Annotated in this window: 13 protein-coding genes; 3 read left to right on the top strand and 10 right to left on the bottom strand. The window is 66.1% G+C overall.

Annotated elements, in window-relative coordinates:
* Positions 1–90: 90 nt before the first annotated feature.
* From AC3IR9_RS07995 to AC3IR9_RS07985, 3 genes are all read right to left on the bottom strand, one after another.
* A complete protein-coding gene (locus AC3IR9_RS07995; RefSeq protein ID WP_489295206.1) occupies positions 91–516 on the bottom strand; it encodes a GNAT family N-acetyltransferase in 426 nt (141 codons plus the stop codon).
* A gap of 104 nt (positions 517–620) precedes the next feature.
* Positions 621–1,136, bottom strand: coding sequence for a GNAT family N-acetyltransferase (locus AC3IR9_RS07990; protein ID WP_489295205.1), 516 nt, complete (start codon positions 1,134–1,136; stop codon positions 621–623).
* A gap of 56 nt (positions 1,137–1,192) precedes the next feature.
* Positions 1,193–1,504, bottom strand: coding sequence for a hypothetical protein (locus AC3IR9_RS07985; RefSeq protein ID WP_489295204.1), 312 nt, complete (start codon positions 1,502–1,504; stop codon positions 1,193–1,195).
* A gap of 203 nt (positions 1,505–1,707) precedes the next feature.
* Between AC3IR9_RS07985 and AC3IR9_RS07980 the strand changes: the two genes are divergently transcribed.
* The gene (locus AC3IR9_RS07980; RefSeq protein WP_489295203.1) at positions 1,708–2,574 is read left to right on the top strand and encodes an endonuclease/exonuclease/phosphatase family protein; all 867 of its coding nucleotides are present in this window, start codon (positions 1,708–1,710) and stop codon (positions 2,572–2,574) included.
* Positions 2,575–2,634: 60 nt separating this feature from the next.
* Here AC3IR9_RS07980 and AC3IR9_RS07975 read toward each other — a convergent pair whose 3' ends face one another.
* The 7 genes from AC3IR9_RS07975 to AC3IR9_RS07945 form a co-directional block, all read right to left on the bottom strand.
* Positions 2,635–2,829, bottom strand: a complete 195-nt coding sequence (locus AC3IR9_RS07975) for a hypothetical protein (protein WP_489295202.1) — start codon at positions 2,827–2,829, stop codon at positions 2,635–2,637.
* Positions 2,830–3,073: 244 nt separating this feature from the next.
* Positions 3,074–4,504 (bottom strand): efflux transporter outer membrane subunit, encoded by a 1,431-nt coding sequence (locus AC3IR9_RS07970; RefSeq protein ID WP_489295201.1) that lies wholly within the window; start codon positions 4,502–4,504, stop codon positions 3,074–3,076.
* Positions 4,498–5,235, bottom strand: a complete 738-nt coding sequence (locus tag AC3IR9_RS07965) for an SDR family oxidoreductase (RefSeq protein WP_489295200.1) — start codon at positions 5,233–5,235, stop codon at positions 4,498–4,500. The genes AC3IR9_RS07970 and AC3IR9_RS07965 overlap by 7 nt, the downstream gene beginning before the upstream one ends.
* 25 nt (positions 5,236–5,260) lie before the next feature.
* Positions 5,261–8,431, bottom strand: a complete 3,171-nt coding sequence (locus AC3IR9_RS07960) for an efflux RND transporter permease subunit (protein ID WP_489295199.1) — start codon at positions 8,429–8,431, stop codon at positions 5,261–5,263.
* 131 nt (positions 8,432–8,562) lie between these two features.
* The gene (locus tag AC3IR9_RS07955) at positions 8,563–9,783 is read right to left on the bottom strand and encodes an efflux RND transporter periplasmic adaptor subunit (RefSeq protein WP_489295198.1); all 1,221 of its coding nucleotides are present in this window, start codon (positions 9,781–9,783) and stop codon (positions 8,563–8,565) included.
* 91 nt (positions 9,784–9,874) lie between these two features.
* Complete coding sequence (locus AC3IR9_RS07950; protein ID WP_489295197.1) at positions 9,875–10,648, bottom strand: SDR family NAD(P)-dependent oxidoreductase; 774 nt, start codon at positions 10,646–10,648, stop codon at positions 9,875–9,877.
* Positions 10,645–10,872 (bottom strand): hypothetical protein, encoded by a 228-nt coding sequence (locus AC3IR9_RS07945; protein WP_489295196.1) that lies wholly within the window; start codon positions 10,870–10,872, stop codon positions 10,645–10,647. The genes AC3IR9_RS07950 and AC3IR9_RS07945 overlap by 4 nt, the downstream gene beginning before the upstream one ends.
* A 141-nt stretch (positions 10,873–11,013) precedes the next feature.
* Here AC3IR9_RS07945 and AC3IR9_RS07940 point away from each other — a divergent pair, with 141 nt between their 5' ends.
* Together AC3IR9_RS07940 and AC3IR9_RS07935 are read left to right on the top strand one after the other, a co-directional pair.
* A complete protein-coding gene (locus AC3IR9_RS07940) occupies positions 11,014–12,036 on the top strand; it encodes a LysR family transcriptional regulator (RefSeq protein ID WP_137189201.1) in 1,023 nt (340 codons plus the stop codon).
* Positions 12,037–12,351: 315 nt separating this feature from the next.
* The gene (locus AC3IR9_RS07935) at positions 12,352–15,393 is read left to right on the top strand and encodes a TonB-dependent receptor (RefSeq protein WP_489295195.1); all 3,042 of its coding nucleotides are present in this window, start codon (positions 12,352–12,354) and stop codon (positions 15,391–15,393) included.
* Positions 15,394–15,480 lie beyond the last annotated feature (87 nt).

Genomic DNA, 15,480 nt, shown 5'->3' with positions numbered 1-15,480 from the left:
TCACGGGCTTTGACGCGCCTGCGCGGTATCGGATTCCGGGCTTGGATCACGGACGTGTGCCGATCGATACCGGTCACCACCGTGGCCACTTCAGACGGCAGCCAACCTGCAGCAAAACACCACCTCGGGATCGCCGGGGTCAAGGTTGTCGATGTGCCCACTAACCTCGAAGCCAGCCTGCATAAGCAATGCCTGCATCTGCGTGTTGGATTGGTTGGTCGAGGTGAACACCTTGGGCCGAGGGCAGATCGCCTTCAGGTGCTCAACCAGCCTGCGGGCCAGTCCGTTCCGGCGGCGCTCTGGCGCCACCATCACCATCTCGATGAACCCGTGGCCGAAAAAGTGGTGGTGCAGCACGCCGTAGGCAGCGGCGCGTCCGGCCACGGTAAGCACATGGCAGGTGCCGGCCCGTACCCAGGCGCGGATCTGGTCCGCGCGCTCCGGGTCCTGCATGGCGACCGTGTCGATAGCCACCAGCGCGTCGAGGTCCTGCGTTGTCGCTTGTCGAATGTCCATCACGAATATGCGGCCTTGCTCGTCGTCACCCGTGGGGTTGGCTTGATTCCAGGACGGTTCCCACGGTGTCGTTGCAGGCCAAGCCCAGCAGTGCGCCTCAGCCCCTACGGGCACGGCATCCGGCCAACCTCGCCGTCTGCGGGCAATAGTGCATGAATATCGAAATCCCTGGGAACGCCGCGCACCTGCCGGAAGTTGCGCAGCCGACCTTCATGCGCAAAACCGCACCTGCGCAGCACCGCCGCGGAGGCGGCGTTGCTGTCGAGCACGCAGGCCTGGATCCGATGCCAAGCAAACGCGTCCAGTGCCCAGCGGCTCACCGACTGGCACAGGGCACTGGCGATACCGCGCCCCCAGCAGGCCGGAATGAGCTCATAGGCGATTTCAGCCGTGCCGTGCTGCCACTGGATGCTGTGGAAGCCAATGCTTCCTACCACTGCGCCGCGACCATTCACCACCGCCATGCGCATCTGGCTGGGCAGCACCGCAACCTCCAGTGCATCGAAGACCGATGCCAGGTCGTCCACCGACGACACCTGCCAACTGGTGTGTTCGAGCACGCCCGGTCGCATGAGGCAGGCATACCATTGCGCGGCATCTGCCCGCAGCAGCAGGCGCAAGCTGACCTCGGGGTGCCCGGACGACGGAAGGCTGTCGCGCATTGGGGCCGGTGCGCTCATGGCAAGGTGAACTTCCGGGCCATGCGCAGGGGCCACACGGAGGTGAACTGGGCGCCGCCCACCAGCCGGTACGCCGCCGAAACGCTGTGCAGCACCCCGAGCCGCTCGAGTACGTCCTTGGCCCGCCGGAAGGTCGGGCGCGGTTCGGCGGTGAACAGGAACAGATTGATCTCCTTGGCACTGATGTCATGGCCGTCCAGCGTCGCAGCGCTGCCCAAGGCTTGGCTGAGCTCTGCCTCGAGGGTGGCCAGGAAGGCCTCGTCGTCCAGCGACTTTCGCCAGAACTTGATCACAAGCTGGTAATCCATCGGGGCCTGCCATTCAAGAAGGGGACCGACAAGGTTACCCTCCCTGGCGCCACCCACAACACTTGGATGTGAGGGTGAGTGCCGGGCACCTCCTGACCGCGATATGCCGCGCCGCCTTACTCAGTCGCCAACGCGCGCAATTCCCCCCTGCCCTGTTCCATGCGACCCTTTGGGAAACGTATTCATGGGATGGAGGGATTCCAATGTTGTCTCGTTTTCGTAGTAGCGCACTGTTGGCACTGGTTGCACTGTCGCTTCCCGTCGGCGCCGCATGGGCCAACGATGCCGAACCGCTGCGGGTAATGTCGTTCAACGTACGCACCCCGGTGGATACCGAACCGGGCCGCCGCTGGGACGACCGCCGCGATGCGATGGTCACCCTGCTGCGCGAGCAGCATCCGGCGGTGTTCGGCACGCAGGAACTGGTGCAGAAGCAGGCCGATTACCTGGTCGCCCAGCTGCCCGATTACCGTTGGTTCGGCAAGGACCGGCGCGGCGGCAACAGCGATGAACACATGGGCGTGTTCTACGACAGCACGCAGCTGACGGTGATTGAATCCGGCGACTTCTGGTTGTCCGATACACCCGACGTGGTTGGCAGCATCACCTGGGGCAACCTGATGCCACGCATGGTGACCTGGGCACTGTTCGAGCGCGTAACCGATGGCAAGCGCTTCTACCTGCTCAACACCCACCTGCCCTATCGCGATGAGGATGAGCCGCGCCGCGTACTGGGGGCCAGGCTGATCACCGAACGTCTGGGCAAGCTGCCCCAGCAGGTTCCGGTGGTGGTCACCGGCGATTTCAACAGCGAACCGGGCAGCGGCACCTATAAGGCCTTCACCCGCGTGCTTGGGGATGCGCGCAAGCTGGCCACCCGCGTCGACGGGCCGCGCCTGACGTTCCATGATTTCAGCGGTAAGCCCACCGTGGAGATCGATTGGATCCTGGTGCGTGGCTTCACAGTGGATCGCTTCAGCACGCTGGACCAGAAGCCCGGCGGCGTGCTGCCATCGGACCACTACCCGGTGCAGGCCGAACTGCGCTTCCCGGCAGCATCCACGCACTGACCGCGAATGCGCACGGGCCCCCACGGCGACACGCGGTGGTGGCCTGGCGCTTGCCAGTGATCAGCTACCGCGCCCGGGACCGGCCTCACCCAACAGCCGGCACAAGGCCAGGTGCTGATCGCGCGCCTGGAAGATCCGGGCGCCGATCGCGAGGAACACACCGGCCAACACCACGCCGATGTGCAGCAGGTTGTCAGGCAGCCGTGCGAAGCCCAGCGCGACGACCAGCGCGGCCAGTACCAGCAGGATGATCACTCTTGTCGACAGCGCTGATGCCGCAGGTGGGTCCACGTCCCCTTGCAGGCCATGTGCCCGTCTTGCTCGTTCCATCTCGCCCGGCTCCCTGTTTGAAGGGAACTCTTGTACATCGACACCGTCGGCTGTTGCAGTGGCAAACCCGTCAATGGCCGGTTTCCTTACACAACAACGCGGGGAGTTTCTGGCTTGTCACCTCGGCAACCGGGCGGAAGGACGCCAGCACGTCCTCCCGCCCACCCACTTACCGCAGCGTGCCGGCGACGGCCACCGGCACTGCGTCCTGCTGTTGCCCCCAACCACCCAGGGCCTTGTACACGCCCACCACGCTGACGTTGACCGTGGATTCGGCCGCCGCCAGTGCGTCATCGGCCGCCAGCTGGGTACGCTGCGCGTCGAGCAGGGTCAGGAAGTCTTCCGAACCCTCGCGGTAGCGGATCTGCGCCAGCTGCGCGGCACGCCGCGCGGCCTGCGCCTGCTCGGCGACGATCGCCAGCCGCGACTGCTGCTTGGCATACCGGGTGAGCGCATTCTCGGTGTCTTCCAGCGCCAACAGCACCGCCTTTTCGTACTCGGCGGCCACGCCGTCGGCCTGCGCCTTGCTTGCGCGCAAACGTGCCTTGACGGTACCGAAGTCGAATGCGGCCCAGCTGATCGACGGGGTCACCGACCACGCCTTGTTGTTGCCGTTGACCAGGCCGCTGGCATCGCCGGACAGGAAGCCGACGAAACCGCTCAGGCTGATCCGCGGGAACAGGTCGGCGGTGGCCACGCCTACCCGCGCGGTGGCAGCCGCCAGCCGGCGTTCGGCACTGCGTACGTCGGCACGCTGGCGCAGCAGGCTGGTGGTATCGCCCAGCGGCAGCTGCTTGGCATAAGCCGGCACTTCACGCGGCTGCAGCAGGTCGTCCAGTGCATCCGGACGCTTGCCCAGCAATACCGCCAGGCGATGCCGCGACTGCACTTCGGCCACTTCCAGCAGCGGAATGTCCGCTTCGATCGCCTTCAGCCGTGCACGGCTGCTCTGCACGTCCAGTTCGCTACCGGCACCCAGCTCCCAGCGTGCCTCGGTCAGGCGCTGGGTGTCGTGCAGGTTGACCAGGGTGCGCTTGGCCACGTCGATGCGCTTCTGCGACCCACGCAGTTCGAAGTAGTTGCGCGCCACTTCGGCGGCCACGGTGACCTGGACATCGGCGAGGTTGTCCTGCTCGGCACCCAGGTCCGCGCGCGCCGCTTCGGCGGCACGGCGCTGGCGGCCAAACAGGTCCAGCTCCCAGCCGGCGTCGAAGCCGAGCTGGTAGGTTTCGCTGAAGACCCGCTCGCCGCCCACGGTGGCATCGGGCTGCTTGCGGCGGTCGTAGCTGCCGCCGGCGGTCACGTGCGGCAGCTGGTCCAGGCGCTGTTCGACGAACACCGCGCGCGCTTCACGCACGCGGGCCATCGCAATGCGCAGGTCCAGGTTGGCACCCAAGGCGTCATGCACAAGCTGCTCAAGCACCGGGTCGTCGAACTGCGCCCACCAGCTGGCCACCGGCGAAACACTGCTGAACACCGGCGCGGCGGCCCCCTGCAGCGTCACCGGCTCGGCCGGCGGCGCCTTGTAGTTGGGGCCGACGCTGACGCAGCCGGCCAGCAGCGCGCTGGTCACGGCCACGGTCAACAGGCGGATCACCATGGCAGCACCTCGCCCAGGTAAGTGAAGCTGCCGTTGGGGCCGTCTGCACCGATCAACGCCATACCGACGCTGGAGCGCGCGCCTTCGCTGATTTCGATCTCACCCTCGCCACCGTTCATATCGGTTTTCACATAGCCGGGGTGCACGGTGTTGACCTTGGTGGTGCTGTCGCGCAGCTCGAACGCCAGCTGCACGGTCCAGGCATTCACCGCGCTCTTGGAGGCGTTGTAGGCCGGCACCGCGAAGCCGTAGATCGGCGAGCCCGGCTGGCTGTGCAGGGTCAGCGAGCCGAGGATGCTGGACACGTTGACGATGCGGCCTGCCGGGGAGGCATTCAGCAGCGGCAGGAACGCCTGGGTCACCGCGACCACGGCGAACACGTTGGTGTCGAAGGTGTTGCGCCAGGTCTCCAGGGACTGCGCCGACGGCGGCAGTTTGATGTCGTCCAGCAGGATGCCGGCGTTGTTGACCAGGATGTCCAGGCGGCCGTGACGCTCGGTCACGGCCTGCAAGGCGGCGGCGATGCTGGCGGCATCACCGACATCGAGCTGCACCGCTTCCACCGGCAGGCCCTCGGCCTGCAGCTTCAGTGCTTCGGCGACGGCGACGTCGCGCTTGCGCCCGGCCAGCAGCGTATGCACGCCGGCCTGGGCCAGCTGGCGGACGGTTTCCAGGCCGATGCCGCGGGTGGCACCGGTGACCAGGGCGATTTTCTGGGTAGCAGTATTCATTGCATGAACCTCGCGGGGGAGTAGATCAATGGTGGATGGTCGGTTCGCCGTGGGTGACCAGCTGGCCACCGCCGTTGCGGCTGACGAACTTGCGCAGCGCCACGTAGAACACAGGAGTGAGGAACAGGCCGAACAGGGTCACCCCGAGCATGCCGGCGAACACGGTGATGCCGGTGACCGAGCGCACTTCCGCGCCGGCGCCATGCGACAGCACCAGCGGCACAGTGCCGGCGATGAAGGCGATGGAGGTCATCACGATCGGTCGCAGACGCAGGCGGCACGCTTCCAGCGCGGCTTCCACGATGCCCTTGCCGCCCATCTCAAGCTCGCGGGCGAACTCGACGATCAGGATCGCGTTCTTGCACGCCAGGCCCATCAACACCACCAGGCCGACCTGCACGAACACGTTGTTGTCACCGCCGGTCATCCACACCCCGAACAACGCCGACAGCAGCGTCATCGGCACGATCAGGATCACCGCCAGCGGCAGCGACCAGCTTTCATACAGCGCGGCCAGTACCAGGAACGCGAGCAGGATGGCGACCGGGAACACGATGAAGGCGGCCTTGCCCTGGGTGGCCTGCTGGTAGCTCAGGTCGGTCCATTCGGTGGCCATGCCGACCGGCAGCACCTTGGCGGCGATGGCGGTGAGGTTGGTCATCGCTTCGGCCGACGACAGCATCCGCGGGTCGGCTTCACCGGCCAGGTCGGCGGCCGGGTAGCCGTTGAAGCGCAGCACCGGGTCCGGGCCGAAGGTTTCCTTGACGGTCACCATCGAGCCGATCGGCACCATCTCGCCACGGTCGTTGCGGGTCCGCAGCTTGCCGATGTCCTCGACACTGTCACGGAACTGGCCATCGGCCTGGGCGATCACCTGCCAGGTACGCCCGAACTGGTTGAAGTCGTTGACGTAGGACGACCCCAGGTAGGTCTGCAACGTATCGAACAGCTCGGTCAGCTGCACGCCCTGGGCCTTGGCCTTGACCCGGTCCACCTCGGCATCCAGCTGTGGCACGTTGGCCTGGTAGCTGGTGATCGGGAAGGCCATGCCCGGGGTCTGCGCCACCGCGCCCTGCATGGACTGCACCGCGTTCTGCAACGCGCCGTAGCCCAGGTTGCCACGGTCCTGGATGAACATCTGGTAGCCATTGCCGTTGCCCAACCCAAGGATCGGCGGCGGCATCATCGCGAACGCGAACCCTTCCTGCAGCCCGGCGATCTTCTGGTTGATCTCGGCATTGATCTGCGCCGCCGTGCGGCCATGACGCTCGTTGAACGGCTTGAGCGGAATGAACGCCACACCGGTATTGGGCGTGTTGGTGAACTGCAGTGCATTCAGACCCGGGAAGGAGATGGTGTGGGCAACGCCATCGGTTTCCTGGGCGATCTTGGCGACCTTGCGCAGCATTTCATCGGTACGCGCGATCGAGGAACCTTCGGGCAACTTCACGCCGGCGATCAGGTACAGCTTGTCCTGGGTCGGGATGAAGCCCGGCGGGACCAGCTTGAAGATGAAACCGGTCCCTACCAGCAGCACCGCATACACCACGAACACCGCACCACGGCGGCCGAGGATCTTCGACACGCCACGCTCGTACTTTTCCGAGCTGGACTTGAAGAAGCGGTTGAACGGACGGAACACCCAGCCGAACAGACGGTCGATGATGCGGGTCGGCGCATCCTTCGGCGCGCCATGCGGCTTGAGCAGGCGCGCGGCCAGGGCCGGCGACAGGGTCAGCGAGTTGATCGCCGAGATCACCGTGGAAATGGCGATGGTGACCGCGAACTGCTTGTAGAACTGACCGGTGACCCCGGACAGGAAGGCCATCGGCACGAACACCGCGCACAGCACCAGCGCGATGGCGATGATGGGCCCGGACACTTCGCGCATGGCCTGGTGGGCCGCGGCCAAGGGGGTCAAGCCTTCTTCGATGTTGCGTTCAACGTTCTCCACCACCACGATCGCGTCATCGACCACGATGCCGATCGCCAGCACCAGGCCGAACAGGCTCAGCGTGTTGATCGAGAAGCCCAGCACATACAGCGCGGCGAACGTACCCACGATCGACACCGGCACTGCGATCAAGGGAATGATCGAGGCGCGCCAGGTCTGCAGGAACAGGATCACCACCAGCACCACCAGCGCGATCGCTTCGAGCAGGGTGGTGACCACGGCCTTGATCGAATCACGCACGAAGATGGTGGTGTCATACACCGCTTCGAACTTGACGTCGTCCGGGAAGGTCTTCTGCATGTCTTCCATGGTGGCCATCACCGCATCGCGGATCTCCAGCGCGTTGGCGCCGGGAGCCTGGAAGATGCCGATGCCGACCGCATTCTTGCCGTCCAGCTGCGAGCGCAGGGTGTAATCGCCGGCACCCAGTTCCACCCGGGCCACGTCGGACAAGCGCACCACTTCACCGTCGGTGCCGCTCTTGAGCACGATGTCGCCAAACTCCTGCTCGCTGCGCAGGCGACCCTGCGCATTGATCAGGGTCAGGAACTGGCTGTTGGGCATCGGCTCGGCGCCGAGCTGGCCGGCGGAGACCTGCACGTTCTGTTCGCGCATCGCGCCAACCACATCGCTGGCGGTCAGGCCGCGTGCGGCGACCTTGTCCGGGTCCAGCCACGCGCGCATGGCGTAGTCGCCGCCGCCGAAGATCTGCGCATCGCCCACGCCCTGGATGCGCGCCAGCGCGTCCTTGACGTGCAGGCGTGCGTAGTTGCGCAGGTACAGGGTGTCGTACTTGCCCTTCGGCGAGGTCAGGTGCACCACCATCAGGAAGGTGGGCGACTGCTTCTGGGTGGTCACGCCTTGCCGGCGCACGTCCTCGGGCAGGCGCGCCAACGCCTGGGCGACGCGGTTCTGCACCTTCACCGCCGCCTCGTCCGGGTCGGTGCCCGGGCGGAAGGTGATGGTCATCTGCAGCACGCCGTCGGAGCCGGCCACCGACTTGAGGTAGATCATGCCCTCAACGCCGTTGATGGCTTCCTCAAGCGGCGTGGCCACGGTTTCGGCGATCACCTTGGGGTTGGCGCCGGGATACACGGTACGCACCACCACCGACGGCGGCACCACTTCGGGGTACTCGCCGATGGGCAGCATCGGGATGGAGATCAGGCCGGCGGCGAAGATCACGATCGACAACACCGCCGCGAAAATCGGCCTGTCGATGAAGAAACGGGAAAAGTCCATGGGTGGATTCCTGGGTTTTCACCAACGCCGACGTGCACGACCCTGGCCGCTGTCGCAGGCGACAGCGGTGGCGGGCTCCCCTGCACGGGGCGCTGGCAGACACGGTAGAGCCGACTGTCAGTCGGCTGCCTTTAATTCAACGCAACCGGTGCAGCCGCCGGCGCAGCCGCAGCAGCGGCCGGTTGCATGGCAACCACCTTGGCCTGCACCGGCATGCCGGGCATGAAGACCTTCTGCACGCCGTCGATGATCACCCGGTCGCCTGCGGTCAGGCCCTGCTGCACGATGCGCAGGCCCTCGGCATTGCGACCGAGCTGGATGTCGCGGCGCTGGGCCTTGCCGTCCTTGTCGACCACATACACATACTTGCGGTCCTGGTCGGTGAGCACGGCCTTCTCGTCGATCAGCATGGCCTGGAACTGGCCACTGCCCAGCAGCTGCACACGGGCGAACAGGCCCGGGGTGAAGGTGCGGTCGGCGTTGTCGAGCAGCGCGCGGACGCGGATGGTGCCAGTACTGCGGGTGACCTGGTTGTCGAGGAAGTCGACCTTGCCCGCATGCGGGTAGCCTTCTTCACCGGACAGGCCGACCTTGACCGGCAGGTCGCTGTCGCGCTCGCTCGGGCGCTCGCCCTTGCGTGCCATCTGCGCGTACCGCAGGAACGTACCTTCGTCGGCATCGAAGTAGACGAAGACCGTATCCAGCGACACCAGCGTGGTCAGCACGCTGGCGCTGTCGCCGGCGGTGACCAGGTTGCCGGCGGTGACCATCGCACGGCCCGCACGGCCGTTGATCGGCGCGCGTACCTTGGTGAACTCCAGGTTGAGCGCGGCCGCGTCCAGCGCGGCCTGCGCAGCCTGCACCGTCGCACCGGCCTGGTCGGAGGCAGCACGACGCTGCTCCCAGGTTTCGGTGGAGATGGCCTGCTGTTCGGACAGCTTCTTGGCACGCTCGGATTCACTGCGGGCCAGGGTGGACTGGGTACGGGCACGGGCCAGTTCAGCACGGGCGCGATCGTACTCGGCCTGGTAGCTGCGCGCGTCGATGGTGAAGAGCACATCGCCCTTCTTCACTTCCTCGCCTTCCACGTAGTTGACCTTGTCGATGTAGCCGGACACGCGCGGGCGCAGTTCAACGCTCTGCACCGCTTCGACGCGTCCGCTGAAGTCGTCCCACTGGTTGACCGGCTTGATCAGTACCGGCGCGGCGCTTACCTGCGGCGGCGGCGGCATGCCGGCTTCTTCGGCGTGGCCACCACTGCAGGCAGCCAGCACGGCGGCGGCGAGGATCGACACGCTGGCCATGGCCAGCCGTCGGGTGAAGCGATGCGAAGTGGAATTGGAGGAAGTCATGACATGCATCCGTACGTAGGGGTGGTATTCGAAAATCGGGGGTAGTGCAAAAGGCGGGTGGCGTATCCTGCGACCTCAACCTTGGTAGAGGTCAAGCAGCGCCGGCGGTATCGCGCGACAGCGGGGGAGGCCAATCCCGGTGCAGCAGCCCGCGCGGTAGTTCGGCATCGCGGGTATCGCAGCGCACGATGGCGCGGTTGTCGCTGCAGTTGTCCAGCAGCGACACCAGCCGGCGACCCACCAACAAGGCGCTGGGCCATTCGATGCAGGCGTTGGCCGCATTGGCCGGGGTACACACCGGGTTGCACACTTCCAGCATCTGCGCGCGCACGCCCAGCGCCTGCGCTTCCTGGTGCAGCACCTGCGCGTACATGCGGGTGGTGGACATGGTGATGGACGATTCACCGTGCCCGGCCCACGGCTTGAAACCGGCCGGGCCGCCCAGCAGCACATAGCGGCGTGGATGGGTGTCGCTGCGCAGCAGCGGCAACAGGTGGCGCGCGGCGTGCACGTGCGGCATCAGGTCGGCCTGCAGCGCCTCCAGCAACGCATCGCCGCTGCGGTCGGTAACCCGGCCACGGTGGTAGGGCCCGCCCATCGCATCGACCACCGCCGACAACGCGCGCCGGCGCGGCCCGATGCGCTCGGCCACGGTGCGCGCCGAGGCATCGTCGCCCAAGGAACCCAGCAGGGTTTCCAGCCCGGGCTCATCGGCGAACTGTTCGTGCAGGGCCGCCAGCCGCCCGGGGTCGCGGCCAACCACCAGAACCGGGCTGCCGGCCTCCAGCAGCGCAGCCACGATGCCCTGGCCGACACTGCCGGTGCCGCCCAGAACCAGGACCTCGGGGGCCAGCGTCCCGCTCATGGGACTTTCACTCCCGTCGCCGGGATAATCCCAATCCGACCCAGTCGCTCCAGATTGCCGGTACCCAGGCGCAGGCTGCCGCCACGCTGCATCTTGGCCGGCGGGGTGAACTCACGGAAAGCCTTGTAGGACAAGGACGGGGGCCGTTTCTCAACGGTCATCGCCAGGTCCAGCGAGGCGGTGCGGCCGGTCAGTACGCGGCCAAGAATGTTCCGCAACCACATGGCTGAGGTCCTTCGTTTCGGGAATGGCGCCACATTAGCCCTCAAACTCCCACTTGATTAGTCCGGATTAAGGGGAATAATCGTCCCGTACCCGGCACAATCTTTCGGGCACCCTATCCCCTCCCCGACTTCGGACCCGTCATGGCACACGATCTCAACGACACACTGATCTTCGTCAAGGTGGTCGAGCAAGGCAGCTTCATCGCCGCGGCCACTGCACTGGGCCTGCCCAAGACCACCGTCAGCCGCAAGGTGCAGGAACTGGAAACGCGGCTGGGCGCGCGCCTGCTGCATCGAACTACGCGCCGGCTGGGCCTGACCGAGGCCGGGTCGGTGTACCACGAGCATTGCCAGCGCATCGCCCGCGAGCTGGAAGAAGCCGAAGGTGCAGTCAACCAGTTGCAGTCCGGCCCGCGCGGCTGGCTGCGCTTCACCGTGCCCTATTCGATCGGCATCACCTGGATCGCGCCGCTGCTGGGCGAGTTCCATGCGCAGTACCCGGAAATCCAGCTGGACATGCACCTGGGCAACGAGAAGCTGGACCTGATCGCAGGCGAAGCCGATCTCGCGCTGCGCGTGGGCACCCTGCCCGACTCCAACCTGGTGGCGCGCAAGCTGGGCAGCCTGCGCACCCAGGTGTTCGCCAGCCCGGCTTACATCGAGCGTTACGGCGAGCCGCTGCATCCGGACGAACTGCAGTTCCACCGCATCCTGGCCATGCGCAAGGCGCGCAACCTCAACAACAACCGCTTCTTCTGGCAGCTGGGCGAGAACGGCGGCGACCTACGCGACTTCCCGGTCAATCCACTGCTGGTGGCCAATGACCCGTCTGCGCTCAACGGCGCGCTGGTGTGTGGCGAAGGGTTGCTGCTGACCGGTGACGTGATGGCCAAGCCGTTCGTCGAATCGGGCATGGTGCGCCGCGTACTGGCGGGCTGGACCGGCCCCGAGGTGGACTTCAACGCGGTGTTCGCCGGCGGCCGGCTGGTCTCGCCGAAGGTGCGTGCGTTCGTCGATTTCCTGGTGGCCAAGCTCGACTTCGACGCCAACTACATGCTGGCGCAGTGCCCGAACGCGAAGTTCGCCAAGCAGCAGAATGCGCAGGCCGAAGAGGAACTGCAGGCCACTGGGAAGCGGATTCTGGAGACGGTCACCGCGACCTGATCGCGGGTTTTTTCCCTGCGGTGGATTGTCGAACCACTGCCGCACAAGGCCGCCTCCGGGCGGCCTTGTCGCATCTGTCCCTGCCTGCGCGAATTGTCGTGATTGGCGCCCTTGCGCACTGCATCCATCGCACTCCTGCGGAGGCCTTCAGCGCGAACTGCATCACACCTTTGATCATTCCAATCGCTGTTTCTCCAACCCGCGTCACATTGACGAGCGCTGCCGCGAACCACTGCGCACTTCCACTGTCTACGCGGCGTTAGGTTCCGCCCCACGTGACCTGGCCAGCCCGGCCGGATGCATTGGAGGCGAGACATGCACCACCCGTTCCGCGCACGGATCCAACCGCGCAAGACCCCCCTCTCCCTGTTGCTGGTGGCCCTGCTGTCGCCGCTGCCTGCGCTGGCGCAAAGCACGGTCGGGGACATCCTTGGCCATGTGCCCGGGGCCACCCAGGGCACGGTGCAGATCCGGCACCTGGACGCTGGCACCACGCGTGAGACCCGGATCAACCCTGACGGCCGCTTCCGCCTGCCGGCGCTGTCCACCGGCCAGTACGAGGTCCGCATCACCCGTGCCGACGGCAGCAGCGAGCAACGCCGGGTAACCGTGGTGGCAGGCCAGACCACGCAGGCGGACTTCGCCCGGGCAGCCACGCTGGAGACGGTCAAGGTGCGCGCCATTGCCGCCGCCCCTATCGACCTGGGCAGCGTGGAAACGCGCACCACTTTCACCGCCGAGCAGCTCAACACCTTGCCGGTGGCACGCGACATCACCAGCATTTCGCTGCTGACACCAGGCACCGTGGCCAGCAGCAGCTTTTTTGGCCCGGCCTCGTTCGGTGGCGCCTCGGCGGCTGAAAACAGTTACTACGTCAATGGCTTCAACGTCACCAACCTGTTCGACAGCCTGTCCTTCTCCGAGGTGCCGTTCCAGGCCATCGACCAGCTGGACGTGCAGACCGGCGGCTATGGCGCACGCTACGGGTTCTCCACCGGCGGCGTGACCAGCGTCAACGTCAAGCGCGGCACCAACACCTGGAAAGGCGGGCTCAGCTGGACCACCGAGCCTTCTGCGCTACGGGAGAATGCACCGGACACCCTGCGCAGCGATGGCAGCATCCTGCGCTCGTACGACAACAACAGCAGGTCCAGCGACGTGGCCAGCGCCTGGGCCGGTGGCCCGCTCATCGAGGACACACTGTTCGTGTTCGCGCTGGGCAGCCTGAGCCGCTCGGACAGAACCGCCTTCGGTGGCCGCACGGCCAGCGGCCCGCGTCGGGCCAGCGATCCGGATACGCCGGTTCCGCCCGCCTCGCTGTCGGCATCGGCGGAAGACTACCGCTCGCGCGACCCGTACTGGCTGTTGAAGCTGGACTGGTACCTCAATGACCGCAACCACCTGGAATACACCGGCTTCGACAACCGCCAACGCTACCGCTACGACTACTACGACGCCGACTACAGCAGCGACCAGCCCGATGCCGAGCCCGGCAAAAGCGACTATCGCGGCCGCAAGGAAGGTCGCGCCGGTGGCACCACCCATGTATTCAAGTGGACCGGCCAACTCACTGATGACCTCACCGCCAGCGTGCAGCATGGCCGCATGCGCAACCACACGGGTGAGTACACGCTCAGCCCGGACGGAAAGCGCGGCGACTACGAGGGCGACATCAACGCTCCCGACGGTGAATGCCCGTACGTGGTGGACCGCGTACTCGGCAAGCAGGTGGGCTGTGCAGTGGACAGCCAGCTGGGCCTGCGCAGCGGCAGCAACGAACGCCGCACCACTCAGGCCGACCTGGTCTGGCAACTCGGCAACCACCAGCTCGGCGGCGGCTACAGCCAGGAAGACTGGACCTCGGTGCAAGGCACTGCGTACTCCAGCGGTGCATACTGGAACCTCTACGCGAACTACGCCCAGCGCATCAACTTCCGCACCGGCGGCACGATCGGCGTCAAACAGGCGTCGTGGTACCTGGAAGACCACTGGCAGGTCAACGACCGGCTGATGCTGTACGCCGGGCTGCGCAACGACTCGTTCGACAACCGCAACGGCAGCGGCGCCACGTTCGTCAAACAGGACAACATCTGGCAGCCACGGCTGGGCCTGTCGTGGGATCCCACCGGTGACGGCGACAGCAAGCTGTACGCCTCGCTCGGCCGCTACTCGTTGCCGATCGCGGCCAACGTGGCGCTGCGCGCCGCCACAGCTTCTTACTACACGATGGACTACTTCACCTACGACGGGTACGACCCGGTAACGGGCAAGCCGAACATCACCGGCTCCTACCGCAATGGCAGCGCCGACGGCGTAGTCAACGGCGCCGACGGGAGCACCCCCAACCCGCGTGCGGTCGCCTCCAAGGGGCTCAAGCCGTATACCCAGGACGAGTTCATCCTCGGCTACCAGCGGCAACTGCACTCGGGGAACGACTGGATCGATGGCTGGACCCTGGGCGCCAAGCTCACCCTGCGCCGGATCAACCAGGTAATCGATGACACCTGCGATTCCCGCGCGCTCTACACCGCCGCCAAGGCGGCCGGCTACGACGTCTCGCATTGGGACAGTGAGTGGGAAGTGCCCGGCGGCCTGCCCGGCTGTTGGCTGTACAACCCGGGCAGCGACCTGGTGCTGGACATCGACGTGGACGGCGACGGTACGCCCGACAGCATCCGCGTCCCCGGCGAAGACCTGGGACCGAAAGCCAAGCGCCGCTACACCTCCTTGACCTTGTCCGCCGAAAAGCGCACCGAACGCTGGTATGCCAGTGCCAGCTACACGTGGGCCAAGCTGCACGGCAACTACGAAGGGTTGGTGAAGAGCACCAACGGCCAGGATGACACCGGCACCACCTCGGACTTCGATTTCAAGGAGCTGTCTTACGGCGCCGACGGCTACCTGTTCAACGACCGTCGCCACAGCATCAAGCTGTTCGGCAGCTACCAGTTGAGCCCGCAGTGGCAGGTGGGCGCCAACCTGCTGGTGCAGTCGGGCACGCCGATCAGCTGCCTGGGCGGCGGCAACGGCACCTTCGGCACGGAATTCGGCTACCGCGGGGTATTCCACACCTGCAACGTGGGTGAGGACGACATCGCCAAGCTGGGCAGCAGCGGCCGTACGCCGTGGACGGCGACCTTCAACCCGAACGTGGTGTATTCGCCGGCCGCGCTGGCCGGGCTGAGCGTGCAGCTGTCGGTGATCAACCTGTTCAATTCCGTCAAGCCGGTGCAGGTCTACGAGACCGGCTATGACGTCAATGCGGCCGGCACGGTGACCGACTACTTCAACTACGGCAAGGCGCGCTACAACACCACCCCGCGCTACGCCCGGCTGCAGGTGCAGTACGACTGGTGACGGATGCTCAGGCAGGTGGGTTCATGGCGTACCGGCCAACGGCCGGTACCCACAAAAATGCCGCCTGCAAGGGCGGCATTTTTGCTC

The sequence above is a fragment of the Stenotrophomonas sp. GL_101 genome (assembly GCF_057835675.1).
This window is presented reverse-complemented; position numbering and strand designations above follow the sequence as displayed.

Bases quoted from the DNA above. Each gene is read 5' to 3' on its own strand.
- AC3IR9_RS07945 (WP_489295196.1), bottom strand. From the start codon at position 10,872: ATGTGGTTGCGGAACATTCTTGGCCGCGTACTGACCGGCCGCACCGCC.
- AC3IR9_RS07935 (WP_489295195.1), top strand. From the start codon at position 12,352: ATGCACCACCCGTTCCGCGCACGGATCCAACCGCGCAAGACCCCCCTC.
- AC3IR9_RS07970 (WP_489295201.1), bottom strand. From the start codon at position 4,504: ATGGTGATCCGCCTGTTGACCGTGGCCGTGACCAGCGCGCTGCTGGCC.
- AC3IR9_RS07995 (WP_489295206.1), bottom strand. From the start codon at position 516: ATGGACATTCGACAAGCGACAACGCAGGACCTCGACGCGCTGGTGGCT.
- AC3IR9_RS07980 (WP_489295203.1), top strand. From the start codon at position 1,708: ATGTTGTCTCGTTTTCGTAGTAGCGCACTGTTGGCACTGGTTGCACTG.
- AC3IR9_RS07955 (WP_489295198.1), bottom strand. From the start codon at position 9,783: ATGACTTCCTCCAATTCCACTTCGCATCGCTTCACCCGACGGCTGGCC.
- AC3IR9_RS07960 (WP_489295199.1), bottom strand. From the start codon at position 8,431: ATGGACTTTTCCCGTTTCTTCATCGACAGGCCGATTTTCGCGGCGGTG.
- AC3IR9_RS07965 (WP_489295200.1), bottom strand. From the start codon at position 5,235: ATGAATACTGCTACCCAGAAAATCGCCCTGGTCACCGGTGCCACCCGC.
- AC3IR9_RS07950 (WP_489295197.1), bottom strand. From the start codon at position 10,648: ATGAGCGGGACGCTGGCCCCCGAGGTCCTGGTTCTGGGCGGCACCGGC.
- AC3IR9_RS07940 (WP_137189201.1), top strand. From the start codon at position 11,014: ATGGCACACGATCTCAACGACACACTGATCTTCGTCAAGGTGGTCGAG.
- AC3IR9_RS07985 (WP_489295204.1), bottom strand. From the start codon at position 1,504: ATGGATTACCAGCTTGTGATCAAGTTCTGGCGAAAGTCGCTGGACGAC.